This window comes from Donghicola tyrosinivorans (genome assembly GCF_003003355.1).
In the GTDB taxonomy this organism is placed as follows: Bacteria; Pseudomonadota; Alphaproteobacteria; order Rhodobacterales; family Rhodobacteraceae; genus Donghicola; species Donghicola tyrosinivorans.
The window spans coordinates 59,825-79,764 of sequence record NZ_PVTQ01000016.1; the positions used below are offsets into that span (position 1 = coordinate 59,825).

Consider the following 19,940-nt stretch of genomic DNA (forward strand, 5'->3'; position numbering starts at 1 on the left):
CCATGGACCCCTACGCCATCAGCTTGATCCAAAACAGCTTTTCGCAGGTTCGCCCGCAAAAAGAGGCGTTTGCCGAACACTTCTATGACGATCTGTTCGCCACATCGCCCGAAGTCAAAGACTACTTTGACGGAGTGGATATGCGCCAGCAAGGCGACAAGCTGATGGCCGCGCTGCATCTGGTGGTGAAGGGGCTGACCAATCTGGACGCCTTGGTTCCTCTGGTCGAGGACATGGCCATACGGCACGTGGATTACGGCGTACAGCCTGACGACTACGACAAGGTGGGGGCGTCCTTGCTGCGCACGTTCGCCCGCACCCTGAACGAGGGATTTACCCAAGAAGCCGAAATGGCCTGGTCAGAAGCCTATGACACGCTGGCGACCGTGATGAAAGTCGCCGCCTATCCCGCAGGCGGGCGCGGATTTTCCGCCGCCCCTGCCTCGGACAAGAAACCCTTTTGGAAGTTTTGGTCATGACACAGAAACTTGTTGTTATTGGTGCCGGCATGGCCTCGGGTCGCGCCCTGGAGCACCTGTTCGAGGCGAATGCGGACTGGGATGTCACCCTGTTCAACGCCGAGCCGCGCGGGAACTACAACCGCATCATGCTAAGCCCCGTTCTGTCGGGTGAGAAAACCTATCAGGATATCGTGACCCACGATGAAGCCTGGTATGAGGCGAACGGTGTGGATTGCCATTTCGGCACCCGCGTGACCGAGATCGACCGCGCCGCCAAGATCGTCCGTGCAGATGACGGCAGCGAAGTGACTTATGACAAGCTGCTGTTCGGCACCGGCTCGAACCCGTTCATCATTCCGATGCCCGGCCACGATCTGGAGGGCGTGATTGCCTACCGCGATCTGGAAGACACCGAGCGCATGATGAACATGCCTGCAGGCAGCAAGGTTGTTGTCATCGGTGGCGGCCTTCTGGGTCTGGAAGCCGCCGCTGGCATGGCTGCCCGCGGCGTTGAGGTCACCGTGGTTCACATCATGGGCCACCTGATGGAGCGTCAGCTGGACGAGCCCGCAGGTTATCTGTTGCGCAAGGCGCTGATGGACAAGGGCATCACCGTCAAGTGCAAGGCGAACTCGAAAGAAATTCTGGGCGAAGACGGCAAGGTCCGCGCCCTGTTGCTGGACGACGGCACCGAACTACCCTGTGACCTGCTGGTCATGGCGGTCGGTATCCGCCCCAACACCAAACTGGCCGCCGATTGCGGTCTGGCTGTCGGTCGCGGCATTCATGTGGATGACCAGATGGTCACCTCGGACCCCGATGTACTGGCGGTTGGCGAATGCGTGGAACACAACGGCGCAATCTTCGGGCTGGTGGCTCCGCTCTATGACCAAGCCAAGGTCGTGGCGAAAACCCTGATGGGCGAAGAGGCGGCGTTCCAGCCCCGCGAAATCTCGACCAAGCTAAAAGTCACCGGCTGTGATCTGTTCAGCGCAGGAGACTTTGCCGATGGGGCCGACCGCGAAGACATCGTGTTCCGCGATCCCGCACGCGGCGTTTACAAGCGTCTGGTCATTCAGGACAACAAGATCATCGGCGCAGTCATGTATGGTGACACCGCCGACGGCAACTGGTTCTACGGAATGCTGAAGGACGGGACCGACATCGCCGAGATGCGCGAAACCCTGATCTTTGGACCCGCATACCAAGGGGGGGCCGCATCGGACCCTATGGCAGCCGTTGCAGCCTTGCCGGCTGACGCAGAAATCTGCGGCTGCAACGGCGTATGCAAAGGTCAGATCGTTGATGCCATCAATGCTGGGGCCCATGATCTGGGCGCCATCCGTGCAACCACCAAAGCCAGCGCGTCCTGCGGTACCTGCACAGGTCTGGTCGAGCAGGTTCTGGCGGTCACTCTGGGCGATGACTTTGTCATGCCCTCAGTCCCGTCGGTTTGCGGCTGCACTGACCTCAGCCACGAGGACGTGCGCCGTCTGATCAAATCGCAGGAACTGAAATCTCAGCAGGCCGTCTGGCAGGAACTGGGATGGAAAACCGTCAACGGTTGTCACGTCTGCCGTCCGGCGATCAACTACTACCTGCTGGCCGATTGGCCGATCGAATACCAAGACGATCCGCAGTCGCGCTTTGTGAATGAACGCAACCACGCGAACATCCAGAAAGACGGCACCTATTCGGTCGTACCGCGTATGTGGGGCGGGATCACCACCCCCAACGAGCTGCGCGCCATCGCCGATGTGGCGGACAAGTACAAAGTCCCCACCGTCAAAGTCACCGGCGGTCAGCGCATCGACCTTCTGGGCGTCAAGAAAGAAGATCTGCCAGCCGTCTGGTACGATCTGAACCAAGCGGGGATGGTCTCGGGCCACGCTTATTCCAAAGGTCTGCGCACGGTGAAAACCTGTGTGGGCAAGGATCACTGCCGCTTTGGCACGCAGGATTCCACCGGTCTTGGCATCAAGCTGGAAAAGCTGCTTTGGGGCAGCTGGACCCCGCATAAGGTCAAGCTTGGCATCTCGGGTTGCCCGCGCAACTGCGCCGAGGCCACCTGTAAAGACGTAGGCATCGTCTGCGTGGATAGCGGCTATGAAGTCAGCGTGGCAGGCGCCGCCGGTATGGACGTGCGCGAAACCGAACTGCTGGCCAAGGTTGCCACCGAGGAAGAGGCCATCGCCGTCACCACCGCCTTCATCCAGATCTACCGCGAAAACGCCAAATATCTGGATCGTGGCTACAAGTGGGTGGCCAAGGTCGGCCTTGATTGGGTCAAGGAACAGGTCGTCGACGATCTGGCGAACCGTCAGGCGTTGGTTGATCGGTTTGAACTGTCCCAGACCATCTATCGCAAGGACCCCTGGGCTGATCTGGCGCAGCCCCAGAAGGCCGAGCGCTTTGCCCCTGTCGCAGATTTCACCATGGAGGCCGCAGAATGAGCTGGACCGATATCGCTGCATTGGACGACATCCCCCTGCGCGGGGCACGGATCGTCAAAACCCACGCGGGTTGCGTCGCGGTGTTCCGCACCGACGAGAACGAGGTCTATGCCGTCAGTGACACCTGCCCCCACAAGGGCGGGCCTCTGAGCGAAGGCATCGTGCACGGCAAAAAGGTGACCTGCCCGCTGCACAACTGGGTTTTCAGCCTAGAGACAGGCGAGGCGCAGGGCGCCGACGAAGGCCAGATCGCAACCTATTCGGTCCGCGTCGAGAATGGACGCGTGCTGATGGACCTCAGCCAGATCAGCAAGGTGGCAGCATGATGGACGGTGCAGACCTACCCCGACACATTCCCCGTCGTTCGGCGAATATCTCTGCCGGTCCTACGGTCTGCACCACCTGTCCCTACTGCGGCGTTGGCTGCGGCGTGCTTGCCACGCCCGACGCCACTGGCGGCCTGACGGTCAAGGGTGACCCCAACCACCCTGCGAACCTTGGCCGCCTTTGCTCCAAGGGCTCGGCCCTTGGAGAAACCACCGACCTTGGCGATCGCCTGCTTGAGCCGAAGTTCAAGGGCCAACCCATCGGCTGGAACGATGCGCTGGATATGGTCGCGCGCAAGTTCAATGACGCTATCGAAGCCCACGGGCCAGACAGCGTAGCGTTTTATGTCTCGGGTCAGCTGCTGACCGAGGATTACTATGTGGCCAACAAGCTGATGAAAGGTTTCATCGGGTCGGCCAATATCGACACAAACTCCCGCCTCTGCATGGCCTCGACCGTGGCAGGGCACAAACGCGCCTTTGGCACCGACACCGTGCCAGGCACCTATGAAGACCTTGAGACCTGTGACCTGCTGGTTCTGGTCGGCTCGAATTTGGCATGGTGCCATCCGGTGCTGTACCAGCGCGTTGCCGCAGCCAAGGCCGAGCGTCCCCAGATGAAGGTTATCACCGTGGACCCCCGCCGCACGGCGACCACGGATATCAGCGATCTGCATCTGGCGCTGCAACCGGGATCAGACGTGGCCCTGTTCAACTACCTGCTGGCCGAGATTATCCGCCGCGATGCTGTGGATCAGGCGTGGGTCGATGCTCATATCGAAGGTTTCGACGATGCTGTTGCCGCCGCCCAAGCGGGCGATGCCAGCGTCACCGGCCTTAGCGATCCGGACCTGACCGCTTTTGCCGACATTTGGATCGGCACCGAGAAAGTCGTGACCATCTTCAGCCAAGGGGTGAACCAGTCCACCTCGGGCAGCGACAAGGTCAACGCGATCCTCAACTGCCATCTGGCCACGGGCCGCATCGGCCGCGAAGGCATGGGCCCGTTCAGCGTGACCGGCCAGCCGAACGCTATGGGCGGGCGCGAAGTGGGCGGTCTGGCCAACATGCTGGCCTGCCATCTGGATATTGAAAACCCCGCCCACCGCGATGTGGTCCGCGGCTTCTGGAACGCCCCACGGATGCCGGAACAGGCGGGCCTGAAGGCCGTGGATATGTTCAAGGCCGTGGGCGACGGGCGCATCAAGGCCCTGTGGGTAATCTGCACCAACCCCGCCGTTTCCATGCCCGAAGCCGGCGCTATCGCCGAGGCAATGAAGACCTGTGATTTCGTCGTGGTCAGCGATCTGACCGACAAGACCGACACCGCCCGTCTGGCCGATCTGGTCCTGCCCGCCACGGGCTGGGGCGAAAAAGACGGCACGGTCACAAACTCGGAACGGATGATCAGCCGCCAACGTGCGGTGTTGCCCGCCCCTGGCTCGGCCCGCCATGACTGGGACATTCTGGCAAACGTAGGCCGCCGCATGGGCTGGCATGACGCCTTTGACTATGAGACCCCCGGCGAGATTTTCCGCGAATATGCGGCGCTGTCGGGTCTGGCGGCAAAGCTGGGTCGGGACTTTGACATCTCGGGGCTGCAACTGATTTCGGACAGTGACTACGACGCGATGCTGCCCCAGCGCTGGCCGGTCACGGCCGATGGCCCCTCGGGTCGGATGTTTGCGGATGGCACCTTCTACACGCCCACGCAAAAAGGGCGGATGCTGGCGCTGGAACACCGTGAGCCTGCGTCAAAGACCAGCCCCGAACATCCCTTCCGCCTGAACACCGGACGGGTGCGCGATCACTGGCACACTATGACCCGCACAGGCAAAAGCCCGCGCCTTGGTCAGCACATCGCGGAACCGTACGCCGAAATCCATCCCTTGGACGCGGACCGTCTGGGGCTGCGGGATGCGGACCTGATCTGCCTGTCGAACCCCCACGGGGAATCTGTCCTGCGGGTTCTGATCACCGACCGCGCACAAGCCGGTTCGATCTTTGCCCCTATTCACTGGACGGGCGAGACCGCGCCAACGGGCGTCATCGACAAGCTGGTCACCGCGAACGTGGACCCCGTATCGGGCCAGCCGGAAAGCAAATCCAGCGTGGTCGCCGCAACGCGCTATGATGCGCTGTGGTACGGCTTTGCGGCCTCGACCAAGGAATTCCGCCCCGACACCGAATATTGGGCGCTGGGGCGCAGCGCCTCGGGGTATCGGGCAGAACTGGCCTGTCTGGAAATTCCGGAGGATTGGGAAGACTGCGCCCGCACCCTCTTTGGCATGAAGGACGCCGAGGCCGTCAGCTATCTGGACCCCGCTCAAGGCATTGCCCGCGTTGCGCTGATCAAGGATGGCAAGGTACAGGCCACGCTGTTCGCCGCGCCTGAACCCGTGGCCCTTTCGCGCGGCCATGTGATCGCGGAACTGGGGCAGGCGGGGGCAGAGCTGCTGTCGGGTCGCCCAGGTGCAGATCGCCCCGATCCGGGGGCAACGGTCTGTGCGTGCCTGAACGTGGGGATCAACACCATTCTACGCGCCATCGACGATCAGGGCTTGACCAGTGTGGCCCAGATTGGCGAAGCACTTGGAGCAGGGACAAGCTGTGGCTCTTGCCGCCCAGAGCTGGCACAATTGCTGGCACGTCGTCCCGTCCAAGAGGCCGCTGAATGAATGAACTTGCTCCTTACGTCCGTATCCTAGGGCGCGGCCCCGGCCGCAGCCGCAATCTGACCGAAACCGAAGCCTTTGAGGCGATGCAGATCATCCTGAAGGGTGAGTGCGCGCGCGAGGCTGTGGGCGGTCTGTTGATGCTGATGCGCTATCGTGGGGAAGAGCCGCAGGAAATTGCGGGCTTTGTCCGCGCCTTCCGCGAAACGCTGCCTGAATGGAGCGGCCCGCGTCCGGGTCTGGACTGGCCCACCTATGCGGCCGGTCGCAGCCGTGGTCTGCCGTGGTTCCTGCTGTCTGCCCGTTTGGTGGCGCAGGCCGGTGTGCCGGTGCTCTTGCACGGATGGAACAGCCATCAGACTGAGGGCGCAGACGTGCGCGGTGCCCTGCCCTATGTGGGCATCGCCAAAGCCTCGGGTCTGCTGGACGCCCAAGACATTCTGGCCCGCGATGGCATCGCCTATCTGCCGCTCGAAGATTTCGCACCGCAGGGCTTGGCCCTGTTGAAGCTGCGCGACGTGCTGGGTGTGCGGTCCTGCATCAACACCTGTATGCGCGTGATGAATCCCGCACAGGCAGCAGCGCAGGTGCAGGGCGTGTTCCACCCGCCCTATCTGACGCTACAGGCCGAAGCCTCGGCCCTATTGGGGCAACAGCGTCTATCGGTGCTGAAGGGCGGCGGCGGTGAATATGAACGCAACCCCGCAAAACCCATCGCGCTGCATGGTCTGCGCGACGGGCAGCTATGGAATGACACCGCGCAACCCATTCTGGATGTGCACCAGCGGCTGTCCGAAACCGATACACCCCACGAGGCCGAATACCTGACCAAATTCTGGGACGGCAGTCATCAGGACAATTACGCCAAGGCGATTGTTCTGGGCACGGCTGCTCTTGCGCTAGAGGTTAGCGGCGCGGCAGAAGAAGGGGCAGGTCTGGACCTTGCCCGCAGTTTGTGGGAGGCACGACCCGCTCTGCATACCGCCTGACGGGAGACGGCCCATGAAATCCTTTCCGATGTTCCTGACCATGGCCGGTCGGCGCGTGGTGATTGTCGGCGGTGACGAGACCGCCGCGCAAAAATCGCGTCTGATGCTGAAGACCGAGGCTGCGATTGAACTGTTTGCCCCTGCCCTAGAGCCAGAGCTGGCCGCGCTGGTCAGTCAAGGACGCGCCAGCCATTACGCCGGTCCCATCACGCCCGCGATCTTCAAGGATGCGGCGCTGGTTTTCATCGGCACCGGCTGCCCTGCTGTGGACGCCTGCATTCATGCGCTGGCGAAAGAGGCGGGCGTCGTGGTGAACGTGGTGGACCAGCCACACCTGTGTGACGCAACTACCCCGTCGCTGGTGGACCGCGATCCTGTGGTTGTCGCCATCGGCACCGAAGGCACCGCCCCCGTGCTGGCCCGCAAAATCAAGACCGAGGTCGAGACGATGCTGGACCCGCGCCTTGGCAGCTTTGCCGCTTTGGCAGGGCGTCTGCGCGATGCTGTGGCGATGCGGGTGCCGAAGGAAATGCGGCGGGATTTCTGGCGTCGGGCGTTCTCGGGCACCGCATGGCAAACCCATCGCGGCGGCGATGATGAGACCGCAGCCAAAATGCTGGCGGCCGAGATTGAGGCCGGCGGTATCACCGTTCCCGAAAAGGGCCGGATCGCGTTGGTTGGCGCAGGCCCCGGTGCGCGGGATTTGCTGACACTGCGGGCCGTGGCCCGTCTGCAAGAGGCGGACATCATCTATTACGACCGGCTGGTTGACCCCGATGTGCTGGAATTAGCCCGCCGTGACGCTGAACGCGTCTTCGTCGGCAAAGAGGTCGGCGCCCATTCGTGGCCGCAGGAAAAGATCAATGAGGTGATCGTCGCCTCGGCCCTTGAGGGCAAGAACGTAGTGCGTCTGAAATCCGGCGATCCGTCGCTGTTCGGGCGCAGCACAGAAGAGATGTCCGTTGCCAAAGGGGCGGGGATCGAGGTCGAGATCGTGCCCGGCGTCACCTCGGCCAGCGCAGCGGCGGCGTCTCTGGGGCGGGCTTTGACCGAACGGGGGCAGACCGATCACGTGGTGCTGTCCACCGGCACCTGTCGTCCCGGTGCGACTGATCCAGTCTGGGGCCGGATGCTGAACGAAGGGGCCACGCTGGCGCTTTACATGGCGGTGAACCGTGCGGATGATATCGCTGAGACTCTTCTGGCAAGCGGCGGCACACCTGATTGCACGGTTGAGATTGTCAGCAATGCCACCCACGCGAATGAGGCGATCTGGCGGACGTCGCTGGGTGATCTGGCCCGCTGCGTGGCCGAGGATGGCGTGACCAGCCCCGCGATCATTCTGGTGCGTCGCCCTAAATCCTGAGGCAGCGCCTTAGCCGTTGATCAGGGCGTTGCGGTCTACAAGAAACCGCTGTGACAGGGGCAGACTTGCGGCCCCCAAAGCGCGGGCATCGCTGCCAATGCTGCCAGCCCGCACGTCTGGGACCACGATCCCCGCAGTGTTGATGCTGTCCAGCTTGGCATGCGTGGCCGCAACTAGATCATCGCGCACCGCATCGGGCAGCCAGCCGTCGATCATCACACAGCTGAAATCGATCAGCGATGCCGATGAGGCGATGGAAAAGGCCAGACCGTCGCTGGCCGTATCGATCCACTCATCGATCATGCCCTGCGGGATCTGCCATGAGGCCGGATTGGACCAGATCGCATCCGCTGTCAGGCCACGATGGGCCATCGCGGTCTCAAGACAGGACAGGGATGCCACATCGACCAGTTGCAGCATCTTTCCACCGCGCCGCCCGATCGGCATCGAGCCGACCGCCGCCGCATTCCCTGATTTTCCCGTATAGAGAGCATTGTCCAAGACCAGCCCTCCACCCACGAAGAACCCGATGAAGAAGTAAAGGAAGTCGCTGGGACGGTCAGAGTTCCCGAACACCAATTCCGCCCCGCAGGCCGCTGATGCGTCGTTTTGCAAGAAGACGGGAAAGTCCCAACGGGCCTCGATCTCGGCGCGTATATCGCGGTCGCGCCAGTCTTCCATGTCGGATTTATTTACACCAAGCACACCGGCCCAGTCCCACAAACGGAACGGCAGGGCGATTCCCAAGCCAGCGACTCGGGTCCGTTCTTCTGGCGTTAGTTGCTCTAACAATTGAGAGATGCCGTGACCGGCAAACAAGACCACTCCGTCAGGGGTCGGGTATTTGTGGGTCAGATAGACCCGTGACCGGATGTTCCCAAGGAAGTCTGTGAGAATCAGATCAAGGCTACGGCGCCCTACTTTCAAGCCTAGAAAGAACGCACCGCCCGGAACCAGCTCCATCGGGATCGAGGGTTGCCCCACCTTCCCGCGCACCGGATTTCCCTTTTTAATCAACCCGTCAGCCTCTACGCCGCGCATGATTACCGAGACCGCCTGTGCAGATAATCCTGTAAGCCTTGCTAATTCAGCCTTGGCCAATGGCCCCTTCTGGCGCAACAATGAAAGCACGAGACGTTCGTTGTGCGCCCGCACCCCACTTTGATTGGTGCCGCGCACCGCGCCGACCGCTTGGTCAATTTGTCCTGAGTGTCTTTCTTTTTCCATAGTCCACCCGTTAGGCGCGCGCCGCTGTATAAATCAACTCTTACCTAAGGTTCTAGTATTTAGGCAGTCTGTCAATAATAAATCACAGTGATTTATTTATTGACGTGAGCCACTGATTCGGTCTCTCATAGGCGCAAGGCTCGCTCGGGAGGCGAACCGAGAGACGATCTTTGATCAGACACATCTGGGAGGAAATCATGATCAAATCCGCTACCAAAACCGCTCTGCTGCTGGGTGCAGCCACCATCGCAACCATGGCTGCAGCGCCTGCAATGGCAGCCAGCCACGAAGTTGGCGCATGCCTGATCACCAAAACCGACACCAACCCCTTCTTCGTGAAAATGAAGGAAGGCGCGGTTGCTGGCGCAGAAGCCAACGGCATCAACCTGCAGACCTTCGCCGGTAAAATCGACGGCGACGTGGAAACTCAGGTTGCCGCAGTCGAGACCTGCATCGCGTCGGGTGCAAAAGGCATCCTGATCACCCCGTCGGACAGCCGCGCGCTGGCCCCCGTTGTGACCCAAGCCCGCGAAGCTGGCCTGCTGGTCATCGCGCTGGACACCCCGTTTGAACCCGCAGACACCGCTGACGCGACCTTCGCGACCGACAACTTCAAAGCTGGCGTTCTGATCGGTGAGTGGGCGAAAGCAACTCTGGGCGACGCAGCGGCAAACGCGAAAATCGCGCTGCTGGACCTGAACGCTTCGGAAATCTCGGTCGACTATCTGCGCGATCAAGGCTTCCTGCAGGGCTTTGGCATCGACATCAAAGACCCCACCGACATCGGTGACGAAGACGACGCGCGTATCGTTGGCAACGACGTGACCAACGGCAACGAAGAAGGTGGCCGCACCGCGATGGAGAACCTTCTGCAGAAGGATCCCGAAATCAACGTGGTCTACACCATCAACGAACCCGCAGCGGCTGGTGCGTATGAGGCGCTGAAGTCGGTTGGCCGTGAAAACGACGTGCTGATCGTATCGGTCGACGGCGGCTGCCCCGGCGTTCAGAACATTGCAGACGGCGTGATCGGCGCAACCTCGATGCAGTTCCCGCTGCTGATGGCCTCGAAGGGTATCGAGGCGATCAAGCACTTCGCAGAAACCGGCGAGAAGCCCCAGAACACCGAAGGTCTGGACTTCTACAACACCGGCGTCGAGCTGATCACCGACAAGCCCGTCGATGGCCTTGAATCGCTGACCTCGGAAGCTGGCCTGGGCAAGTGCTGGGGCTAATCCAAGCGATTTGACGATTTGGGGGACGGTGCAAGCCGTCCCCTATTTTTTAACGAACCCCTGAAGAACACCACCAAGCGGCACCCAAGCCGCGCAGGAGGACCGCCATGAGCGAAGAGACCGTCTCCAGACCGAAAGGTCAGGATTTCGAAGCATCCCTCGAGCGAAGCGATAAACGCGTCGCCAGTTTCGAGCATAATCACCGCGGCGTGATGGATCACATCCAGAAGGCGCTGCATGGCAATCCCACGCTGGTTCCGGTCATCGTGCTGGTGCTGTCGGTGGTGATCTTCGGCGTGATCGCAGGGGGCAAGTTCTTTTCCGCCTTTAACCTGACGCTGATCATGCAGCAGGTGTCGATCATCGGCCTTCTGGCCGCGGCGCAATCGCTGATCATCCTGACCGCAGGCATCGATCTGTCGGTCGCGGCCATCATGGTCCTGATGAGCGTCATCATGGGCAACCTTGCCGTAAGCTACGGTGTTCCCACGTTTTTCGCCCTGCTGATCGGCTTTGCAGGCGGCGGCGCTGCGGGCTTTTTGAACGGCCTGATGGTCACCCGCCTCAAGCTGCCCCCGTTCATTGTGACCTTGGGCACTTGGAACATCTTCTACGCGCTGAACCTGTGGCTGTCGGGCGCGCAATCGATCCGCAGTCAAGACATTGACGCCAACGCCGCTGCCCTGAAATTCTTTGGCGAGGCATTCAAGCTTGGCAGCGCTCGCGTCACCTATGGCTCGCTTCTGATGATCGTCGTGTTCTTTGCCCTGTGGTTCCTGTTGAACAAAACCGCATGGGGCCGCCACGTCTACGCCATCGGTGACGATAAAGAAGCCGCCGAACTTGCAGGCATCCGCACCGACCGCACACTGGTACAGGTTTACATGCTGGCAGGCCTTGTCTGTGCCATCGCCGCTTGGAGCAGCGTGGGCCGCATCGGCTCGATCTCGCCGCAGGCGTTCTATGAGGGCAACCTGCAATCCATCACCGCGGTTGTGATCGGGGGCATCTCGCTGTTTGGCGGGCGTGGCTCGATCCTTGGAGCGCTGTTCGGCGCACTGATCGTGGGCGTCTTCCAGTCGGGCCTGAAGCTGGCCGGTGTGGACGTGCTCTGGCAGGTGTTTGCAGTGGGCTGGCTTATCATCCTTGCTGTTTCGATTGACCAATGGATCCGGAAGGTGTCGGCATAATGACCCAAGAACCCATTCTCAAAGCCCGTGGTCTGGTAAAGCGCTACGGCAAAGTCACAGCCCTCGATCAGGCAGACTTCGACCTTTACCCCGGTGAAATCCTTGCCGTGATCGGCGACAACGGCGCGGGCAAGTCCAGCCTGATCAAGGCGATCTCTGGCGCGGTCATCCCCGATGAGGGCGAAATCACTCTGGAAGGCAAGCGCATCCAGTTCCAATCGCCCCTTGAGGCCCGCGACGCAGGCATCGAGACCGTGTACCAGACACTGGCCCTGTCCCCTGCCCTGTCGATCACCGACAACATGTTTGTGGGTCGTGAACTGCGCAAACCCGGCTTCATGGGCAAGTACCTGCGGATGCTGGACCACAAGGCGATGGAGGCTTTCGCCCGCGAAAAGCTGAATGATCTGGGGCTTATGACCATCCAGAACATCAACCAGGCGGTCGAGACCCTGTCCGGTGGTCAGCGCCAAGGTGTCGCTGTGGCCCGAGCGGCGGCATTTGGATCAAAGGTGATCATTCTGGATGAACCGACAGCGGCGCTTGGCGTCAAGGAAAGCCGCAAAGTGCTTGAACTGATCCAGGACGTGCGTTCGCGCGGTATTCCGATCGTCCTGATCAGCCACAACATGCCCCACGTGTTCGAGGTTGCCGACCGCATCCACGTCCACCGTCTCGGCAGTCGCCTCTGCACCATTCGCCCCGGCGAATACACCATGTCGGACGCTGTGGCTTTCATGACCGGCGCGGCCGAGCCGCCCGCCGAGGCAACCGCCGCCTAAGCGTCAAACCTCTCTCCCCCGGATTGCATTCGCGATCCAGAACCAGAACCCGGTGCGTCCTCCGCACCGGGTTTTTTCATGGCCGATGCGGAGGACCTGGAAGGTGTCGGGCCATTGGACGGTTGTACGTTCTGATATGGAAGAAACTGACAGTTGGCAGCGTAAAGAACGTCGAATCTGCGTCTGGCAACCTTGTTTTCACGAATATGTTCGTCAATTCCACGAAAATGTACGTCTCAGGGCGAGACACTTTCTTCCGCAATTTGAGGCAAGTCATAGGCTGGGGACTGCCGCGTCCTGCATTCTTCTTGAAGTTGTCACAGTCGAAATCTATCCCCTCATCAATAGCTTACCCCCGACCACGCAGGAGTGCCCCCCGATGATCCCCAGCAGACTTGGTTTCGCCACCGCATTGGCCCGCAAAGCAGGCCTTTTGGCACAAGAGATGCGCGGACAAGCGCAGGGGTTGGCGGTGACATCCAAGGCGCCCATGGATTTCGTCACCAACGCTGATCTGGCGGTCGAAGCACTGATCCGCGAACGCATTGCGCAGGCCTACCCCGAAGATGCCGTCCTTGGCGAAGAGAACGGGCTGGAAGGCGACGGCCCCGCGTGCTGGATTGTGGACCCCATCGACGGGACCACCAACTACGCGCGGGGTATGGGAGACTGGGGCATCTCGATCGCGTATTTCGACGGGCAGAACTTTACCCATGGTGCGATTTTCTTGCCTGATCTCAATATCATGGCCACAGCCGAGGCTGGCAAAGGCGCTCAGTTGAACGGCAAGCCCATGCGGTTTGATCAGAGGGCTGGCCAAAGTGGCCGGATGCTTGCGCTGGGGTATTCCGGGCGCACGACACCAGAAACCTACAGTGCTCGCATCGCACGGCTGACAGCAGCGCAGATCGAACACCGGCGTCACGGCGCAGCAACCGTTGGTCTCGTCGGCACGCTAGCAGGTTGGTTCGACGGCTATCACGAGGCCTCGTTAAACATCTGGGACGGCGCTGCGGGCCTTTTGATGGTGCAGGAAGCGGGCGGCGTGACCATCCACGGCGAGATGGAGCGTTTCCTGACCGAGCCCACCGAAGTCATCGCCCACAACGGCAAAATCCCCAACCTATACGGGATTTTGGTCCCCGATGAGGATGCAGAGCGGAAAGCAGGCTGAAACTGGTTGAATTTTTCGTCAATTCGACGACATAGGTGCGCGATTCAATGTAAAAGGTTGTCAATAACGCGAAATACGCCCTCCCTTCCACGACAAGCAAGATTACGCTTTCAGGGCCACACCGAAAACCGGCAAATCAAGCGCCCGCTTTCATGGATTTTGACACAAATGACGTAAGTCATTGAAAAACAATAAATATCACAATTTCCCCACCTTCACGAAATCCGGTTGTTTTTCCAGAACCCTCGCTCGAAAAATTATTGGTAATTCAATGAAAGTTATCGTCAATTCAACGGATATTAACTACGTTTCCACAATAAACGCGCTCATTTCAACAAAACTCTAGTTTTCAAAGAACGTCAGATCAGCTATCAGAGGGCGCTCATGCGCCAAGACTGCCCCGCAGCACAGTGAAGCGCCGAAAGCCACGGTGGGCGCAACCAAACAGGTCGCGCATTCCATGTTGTTTCTTGTTCAGTAGAACGTCTCAGGGGCGGCAAAAATTAGCCTCAGCGGGACTTTTCCCCCTGCCCTTACAAGGTAACGCCGAACGCAAAAACGCCGCTCTCCGGTGCACGGAAAGCGGCGTTAGGTCTTGGTCGTTCAGATCAGTTTACGCGGTCTTGGCACCCGTGATCCGGCGGACCAGCACGTAGAAGGAGGGCACCAAGAACACGCCGATGAACGTGGCCGAGGCCATACCCCCCAATACCCCGATGCCAATGGCGTTCTGCGCCGCTGCCCCCGCGCCAGAGGCCGTAGCCAGCGGCACAACCCCCAACATAAAGGCCAGCGAAGTCATCAGAATGGGGCGTAGACGTAGGCGGGCGGCCTCAATCGTGGCGTCAACCAGGGCTCTTCCCTGCGCTTCCAGATCCTTGGCAAACTCGACAATCAGAATGGCGTTCTTGGCCGCCAAGCCGATGGTCGTCAGAATACCCACCTTGAAATAGACGTCATTTGACTGCCCAAAGGCCCATGCAGCCGCCAAAGCCCCCAGAATGCCCACGGGAACCGCCAGCATGACCGAAAACGGGATCGTCCAGCTTTCGTAAAGGGCCGCAAGGCAGAGGAAGACCACCAGAACAGCCAGCGCATAAAGGTAGGGCGCCTGATCGCCGGACTGACGCTCTTGGTAGCTGAGGCCAGTCCATTCCACGCCGTAGCCGCCTTCCATAGCTGCTGTCAGCTGCTCCATCGCGCCCATCGCCACACCCGAAGAGGCGCTGTCGCTGTTGCTGCCCGACACCTCAATCGCGTTGGTCCCCTGAAAACGCGCCAGCTTGGGCTGCACCGAAATCCATTCGGTTGTCAGGAAACTGGAGAAGGGCACCATCTCGCCGCTGGTGTTGCGGGCGTACCAATCTTCAATGTCCTCGGGCTGCATGCGGCTTGTCGCCTGCCCCTGCACAATCACAGGCCGTAGGTTGTTGTTCAGCACAAAATCATTCACCTCAGAGCCCGAGAAGATCACCGACAGCATCGCGTTCACTTCGCTGAGGGACACACCCAAAGCTTCGGCCTTTTGCTGGTCGATGTTGATGCGCAGGGCGCTTTCGGCCTCATTCCCGCTGACACGTACGTTCGTCAGGCGATCATCCTGAGCGGCGGCTGCAACCAAGTCATTTGCGGCCTCCAGAAGGCTATCGTATCCGTTATTTCCGTTATCCACCAGATACATAGAGAAACCGTTGGTGTTCCCCATGCCCTGAATGGCAGGCGGCTGCATAAAGAATATCTGCCCTGCGCGATGGCCGCCAAAGCGCATATTCGCACGCATTGACAGGGCACCTGCGGCCTCTTCCGCCGCTGTCCGGTCATCAAAGTCGTGCAGCTTGATGAACAGCATCGCCACGTTCTGGCCGCTGCCGCCAAAGCCGAAACCAAGCGCTGCGAAGGTTGATGCGACGGTGTCGCCTTCTTCAGTCAGCAGGTAATCTTCGATCTCTTGCACCACAGAAAGGGTCTGTTGCGAAGTCGAGCCTTCGGTCAACTGGATCATCGACATCAGCATGCCTTGATCTTCGGTCGGCAGGAAGGACGAGGACAGACGGTTAAACAAAGTCCAAGAGCCAAGCACGATCGCCACCAGCGCCACCGCCACGATCAGTGGACGGCGCAACAGTCGGGTGACGGTGCCCACATAGCCCTTGTTCATACGCTCGAACCCGTTGTTGAACCACTTGGCGGGTGCAAAATGCGTGCCGTGAGTCTTTTTCAGCATCGAGGCACAGAGCGCAGGGGTCAGGATCAGCGCCACAACCGCCGACAGCACCATTGCCGAGATGATCGTGACCGAGAACTGCCGGTAAATCACACCGGTCGAGCCGCCAAAGAACGCCATCGGCAGGAACACCGCGGACAGAACCAGCGCGATACCGATCAGCGCGCCGGTGATCTGACCCATGCTGCGTTCGGTGGCGGGCAAAGGTTGTAGGTCATCCTGATCCATCACCCGCTCGACGTTTTCGACCACAACAATGGCGTCGTCGACCAGCAGGCCGATGGCCAGCACCATCGCGAACATGGTCAAGGTGTTGATACTGAACCCAAGGGCCGCCAGCACCGCGAAAGTGCCCATCAGAACCACAGGAACGGCGATAATCGGGATCAGCGTCGCCCGCCAGTTTTGCAGGAACACAAGGATCACAAGGAACACTAGCACCACCGCCTCGATCAGGGTGTGATACACCTTCTCGATCGAGCGTTCGACGAAGGGCGAGGTGTCATAAGCGTATTGAATTTCAACGCCTTCCGGCAAAGATGGCGCAAGCGCGGTCAGGGTTTCGCGCACGGCAGCTGCCGTGTCCACGGCGTTCGCGCCGGTAGCAAGGTTCACACCGAAACCGGCTGCGTTCTTGCCGCTGAAACGGCTGTCTCCGCCATAGCTTTCCTGCCCGATTTCAATGGTCGCCACATCGCCCAGATAAACCGCGCTACCGTCCTGATCGGTGTTAATCAGGATGCTTTCAAACTCTTCCACGCTGGTCAGCTGGCTTTGCGCAGTAATTGTCGCGGTGAACTGCTGGCCTTGCACGGTTGGTTGGGTGCCAAGGCTGCCCACAGACACCGTTGTATTCTGGGCCTGAACCGCGCTGGTGATGTCCGACGGGGTCAGCTGATATTGCACCAGTTTCAGCGGGTCCATCCAGATCCGCATGGCATAGCCAGAGCCAAAAATGTTAATTCCGCCAACGCCTTCGGTCCGCTGCACGGGGCCAGAGATCGTCTCATCCAAGAGGTTGCCCAGTTCGACCTGCGAATAGCTGCCGTCCTCGGACACCAGCGCGCCCACCAGCAGGATAGAACTGGTCGAGCGGCGCACCGTCACGCCCCGCGTCTGCACGCTATCGGGCAGCTGGCTTTCCACCTGACGGACGCGGGTCTGCACCTCGTTCTGGGCATCGATACCGTCAACACTTTCGTCAAAGGTCAGGGTAAGGCTGGCCGAACCTTCGGACGAATCCGAAGTCATGTAGAGCAGCCCATCGATGCCGGTCATCGAGTCCTCAATCACCGAGGTGACCGAGTTCTGAACCGCGCTGGCCGTCGCGCCGGAATAGGTGGCCGAGACACGCACCGTCGTGGGCGCGACCTCGGGGTATTGGGACACGGGCAATTGCGTCAGCGAAAACGCCCCTGCCAGCATGGTGACAATGGCCAGAACCCACGCAAAGATTGGCCTGTGGATGAAGAAATTAACCAAATTACTTACTCCGCCGCAGGGGTTTGGGCGGCTGCGCTTTGCACGACCCCGTTTTCATCGATGGTCACCGAAGTGGGCGCGACCTCAGCGCCGTCACGCAGATTGCGCAACCCGTCCACCACCAATGCATCGCCATCTGCCACACCTTCTGTCACCACCCATGCGTTCTGGTAGCTGCCTGCTTCGGTCAGAACGACCTTCTTGGCCTTACCATCCTTAACCACAAAGGCCGTCAGATCGCCCGACGCGCTGCGAGTCGTCGCCCGCTGTGGTACGAGAATAGCGTTACGGTTGCCGATCTGTATGTTGGCGCGAAGGAACATGCCGGGCAGAATTTTGCGGTCGGGATTGTCGAACTGGATGCGGAACTCTACCGCGCCAGTGGTTGATGAAACGCTAAAGCCGGGCGAAACAAGCGTGCCGCCTGCGCTGTAGGTCGCGCCGTTTTCAAGGGTCAGATCGATCTGTAGCTTATCCGACTGGGCCAGATCACCGGCGTCGATCTGTTCGCGCACGCGCAAAAGGCGGGCGCTGGATTCGGTAAGGTCCACATAGATCGGGTCCAGACGCGTCACGGTGGTCAGTGCATCGCTTTGGTTCGCTGTCACCAGCGCTCCGACCGAGACCTCTGACACATCAGCAACCCCTTGAATAGGCGAAGTAATTTCTGTGCGTTTCAAGTTCAGCTGCGCGGTTCTCAGCGCCGCCTCGGCCGAACGCTGATCGGCTTCGGCCTGCATCAGGCTGACCTCTGCGGTCTCGACGCTTTCGCGAGTCACACCGACACCGTCCAGCTTTTGGTACCGCTCTAGCGTCGCTTTGGCGGCGGTCACGCTGGCCTCTGCCCCCGCGACGGCGGCCTCGGCGGCAGCCAGCTCCGCCTCATAGCTATCCCCTTCAATCCGATACAGAACATCGCCCACCTCAAGCGGATGACCGGGGATGTAGACGATCTCTTCGATGGTTCCCTCTACGCGGGGACGAATGTCGGTTTGCTCAAAAGCAACGGCCCGACCGGGCAATGTGACCGTGTAGGGCACCTCAGTTGTTTGCAGCGCCACCACCCCAACGTCGCTAGGACCAGCAGACCCGGGCATTTGCTGCGCCGCCGCATGGCCCGCGCTGAAGAGAAACCCCGCGCAGGCCATAGCTGCAACGGTGCGAAACGGAAGGGAGGGGAAAGTCATCTTGTTGCAACTCTTTGATTTTTGCCGAAACGGCGCTCACATTTTTTCTTGAAAGTCCTACGCAACGGTTTGGCCTTTCCGTCGGGCGTTCTGTCTTTACCTATGATCAAAACCCGAAATTGCTGCACCTGCACATCAACTGCGCGTTATCGAACAGCCGCATGGATGGCCGAAATTAGATCCTGAAACACCAATTCCACCGCCAATTTACGCCTATGCTTTGCTTTAGCCGCGCTTTCGATCTAATGGGGAAGATGTGGAGCACCAAAAATGACCAAGAACACACCGCAGTCCGAACCCGCATTTGATCGCCTGATGGCGGAAAAGATGCCCGCCGACAGCCGTCAGGCCCGCCAGTTGGCTCGTCGCAAAATGATCACCGAGGCCGTTATGGCCGAGGGCACCATGCGCATCGAAGACCTGACCGACAAGTTCGGCATCAGCTTGATGACCGTGCACCGCGATCTGGACGAATTGGTCAGCCTTGGCCTGTTGCGCAAGACGCGCGGGATCGTTTCGGCCGCTCCCACTAACCTGATCGAGAGCAGCGACATTTACCGGTCCTCCCGTCAGGTGGCGGAAAAACGCGCCATTGCCCAAAAAGCGATGGAGTTTATTGAACCCGGTCAGGCGGTCTTCCTGGATGACTCGACCACTGTCTGGCAGATGGTCCACCTGCTGGAGCAGAAGACCCCGCTGACGGTGCTGACCAACTCGCTTCTGATGATTAACGAGTTGAAAGAGGTGCGTGAGATCGCCTTGATCGCCTTGGGCGGCCAGTTCTTTAACTGGTGTAACGCCTTCATGGGCCGCATGACCCGCAGCCAGATTGCAGAGGTCCGCGCAGACACGTTCTTTGTTTCGATGTCGGCGATTGCCAACGATGTGGTCTATCACCAAAGCCCCGAGATGGTGGAAACCAAACGGGCAATGATGGCCAGCTCGGAACGGTCTATCCTATTGGCAGATCACACGAAATTCGACCAGCGGGCACTGCATAGCTTTGCCTCTTTGACGGAATTCGACACCGTCATCGTTGATGACAACACCACGCCCGAGCATATCGAGCGGATGCGCGATAAGGGCATCAACGTCGAGATTGCCAAGACCGAATAACCACAAACTGCAAAAAAGAAGGGGCCCGAAGGCCCCTTAGTGCACGGAAATTT

Annotated in this window: 14 protein-coding genes; 11 read left to right on the forward strand and 3 right to left on the reverse strand. The window is 60.0% G+C overall.

The window, feature by feature from the left end; genetic code table 11:
* Window positions 1-2 precede the first annotated feature (2 nt).
* From CLV74_RS18205 to cysG, 6 genes are read left to right on the forward strand one after another with little or no spacing between them, the layout of a single operon-like run.
* A complete protein-coding gene (locus tag CLV74_RS18205; protein WP_106267636.1) occupies window positions 3-479 on the forward strand; it encodes a globin family protein in 477 nt (158 codons plus the stop codon).
* Window positions 476-2,914: a nitrite reductase large subunit NirB gene (gene nirB / locus CLV74_RS18210; RefSeq protein ID WP_106267639.1), complete on the forward strand. Its 2,439-nt coding sequence runs from the start codon at window positions 476-478 to the stop codon at window positions 2,912-2,914. Before CLV74_RS18205 ends, nirB begins: the two co-directional genes overlap by 4 nt.
* Window positions 2,911-3,240, forward strand: coding sequence for a nitrite reductase small subunit NirD (nirD, locus tag CLV74_RS18215; RefSeq protein WP_106267641.1), 330 nt, complete (start codon window positions 2,911-2,913; stop codon window positions 3,238-3,240). The genes nirB and nirD overlap by 4 nt, the downstream gene beginning before the upstream one ends.
* Entirely contained in the window at window positions 3,240-5,918 is a 2,679-nt protein-coding gene (locus CLV74_RS18220; protein WP_106267677.1) for a molybdopterin-dependent oxidoreductase, read from the forward strand. The genes nirD and CLV74_RS18220 overlap by 1 nt, the downstream gene beginning before the upstream one ends.
* Entirely contained in the window at window positions 5,915-6,904 is a 990-nt protein-coding gene (locus CLV74_RS18225; protein WP_106267643.1) for a glycosyl transferase family protein, read from the forward strand. The genes CLV74_RS18220 and CLV74_RS18225 overlap by 4 nt, the downstream gene beginning before the upstream one ends.
* Before the next feature lie 13 nt (window positions 6,905-6,917).
* Window positions 6,918-8,270: a siroheme synthase CysG gene (gene cysG / locus CLV74_RS18230; protein WP_106267645.1), complete on the forward strand. Its 1,353-nt coding sequence runs from the start codon at window positions 6,918-6,920 to the stop codon at window positions 8,268-8,270.
* Between the two features lie 9 nt (window positions 8,271-8,279).
* On the opposite strand, the gene CLV74_RS18235 is transcribed toward cysG, so the two are convergent.
* Window positions 8,280-9,497, reverse strand: a complete 1,218-nt coding sequence (locus tag CLV74_RS18235; RefSeq protein ID WP_106267647.1) for an ROK family transcriptional regulator — start codon at window positions 9,495-9,497, stop codon at window positions 8,280-8,282.
* 197 nt (window positions 9,498-9,694) lie between these two features.
* On the opposite strand from CLV74_RS18235, the gene CLV74_RS18240 reads away from it, so the two are divergent.
* The 4 genes from CLV74_RS18240 to CLV74_RS18255 all read left to right on the forward strand — a co-directional run bounded on the left by CLV74_RS18240 (window position 9,695) and on the right by CLV74_RS18255 (window position 13,878).
* Window positions 9,695-10,732, forward strand: a complete 1,038-nt coding sequence (locus CLV74_RS18240) for a sugar ABC transporter substrate-binding protein (protein ID WP_106267649.1) — start codon at window positions 9,695-9,697, stop codon at window positions 10,730-10,732.
* A gap of 107 nt (window positions 10,733-10,839) precedes the next feature.
* Window positions 10,840-11,922, forward strand: coding sequence for an ABC transporter permease (locus tag CLV74_RS18245; protein WP_106267651.1), 1,083 nt, complete (start codon window positions 10,840-10,842; stop codon window positions 11,920-11,922).
* Window positions 11,922-12,704, forward strand: a complete 783-nt coding sequence (locus CLV74_RS18250) for an ATP-binding cassette domain-containing protein (protein WP_106267653.1) — start codon at window positions 11,922-11,924, stop codon at window positions 12,702-12,704. The genes CLV74_RS18245 and CLV74_RS18250 overlap by 1 nt, the downstream gene beginning before the upstream one ends.
* Window positions 12,705-13,083: 379 nt before the next feature.
* Entirely contained in the window at window positions 13,084-13,878 is a 795-nt protein-coding gene (locus tag CLV74_RS18255) for an inositol monophosphatase family protein (RefSeq protein WP_170108098.1), read from the forward strand.
* A 613-nt stretch (window positions 13,879-14,491) separates the two neighbouring features.
* On the opposite strand, the gene CLV74_RS18260 is transcribed toward CLV74_RS18255, so the two are convergent.
* Window positions 14,492-17,584 carry an efflux RND transporter permease subunit gene (locus tag CLV74_RS18260; protein WP_106267657.1) on the reverse strand — a complete coding sequence of 1,031 codons (3,093 nt, stop codon included), beginning with the start codon at window positions 17,582-17,584 and terminating at the stop codon, window positions 14,492-14,494.
* A 5-nt stretch (window positions 17,585-17,589) separates the two neighbouring features.
* Window positions 17,590-18,771, reverse strand: coding sequence for an efflux RND transporter periplasmic adaptor subunit (locus tag CLV74_RS18265; RefSeq protein ID WP_106267659.1), 1,182 nt, complete (start codon window positions 18,769-18,771; stop codon window positions 17,590-17,592).
* 270 nt (window positions 18,772-19,041) lie between these two features.
* Between CLV74_RS18265 and CLV74_RS18270 the strand changes: the two genes are divergently transcribed.
* Window positions 19,042-19,887 (forward strand): DeoR/GlpR family DNA-binding transcription regulator, encoded by an 846-nt coding sequence (locus tag CLV74_RS18270; protein ID WP_106267661.1) that lies wholly within the window; start codon window positions 19,042-19,044, stop codon window positions 19,885-19,887.
* Window positions 19,888-19,940: the final 53 nt, after the last annotated feature.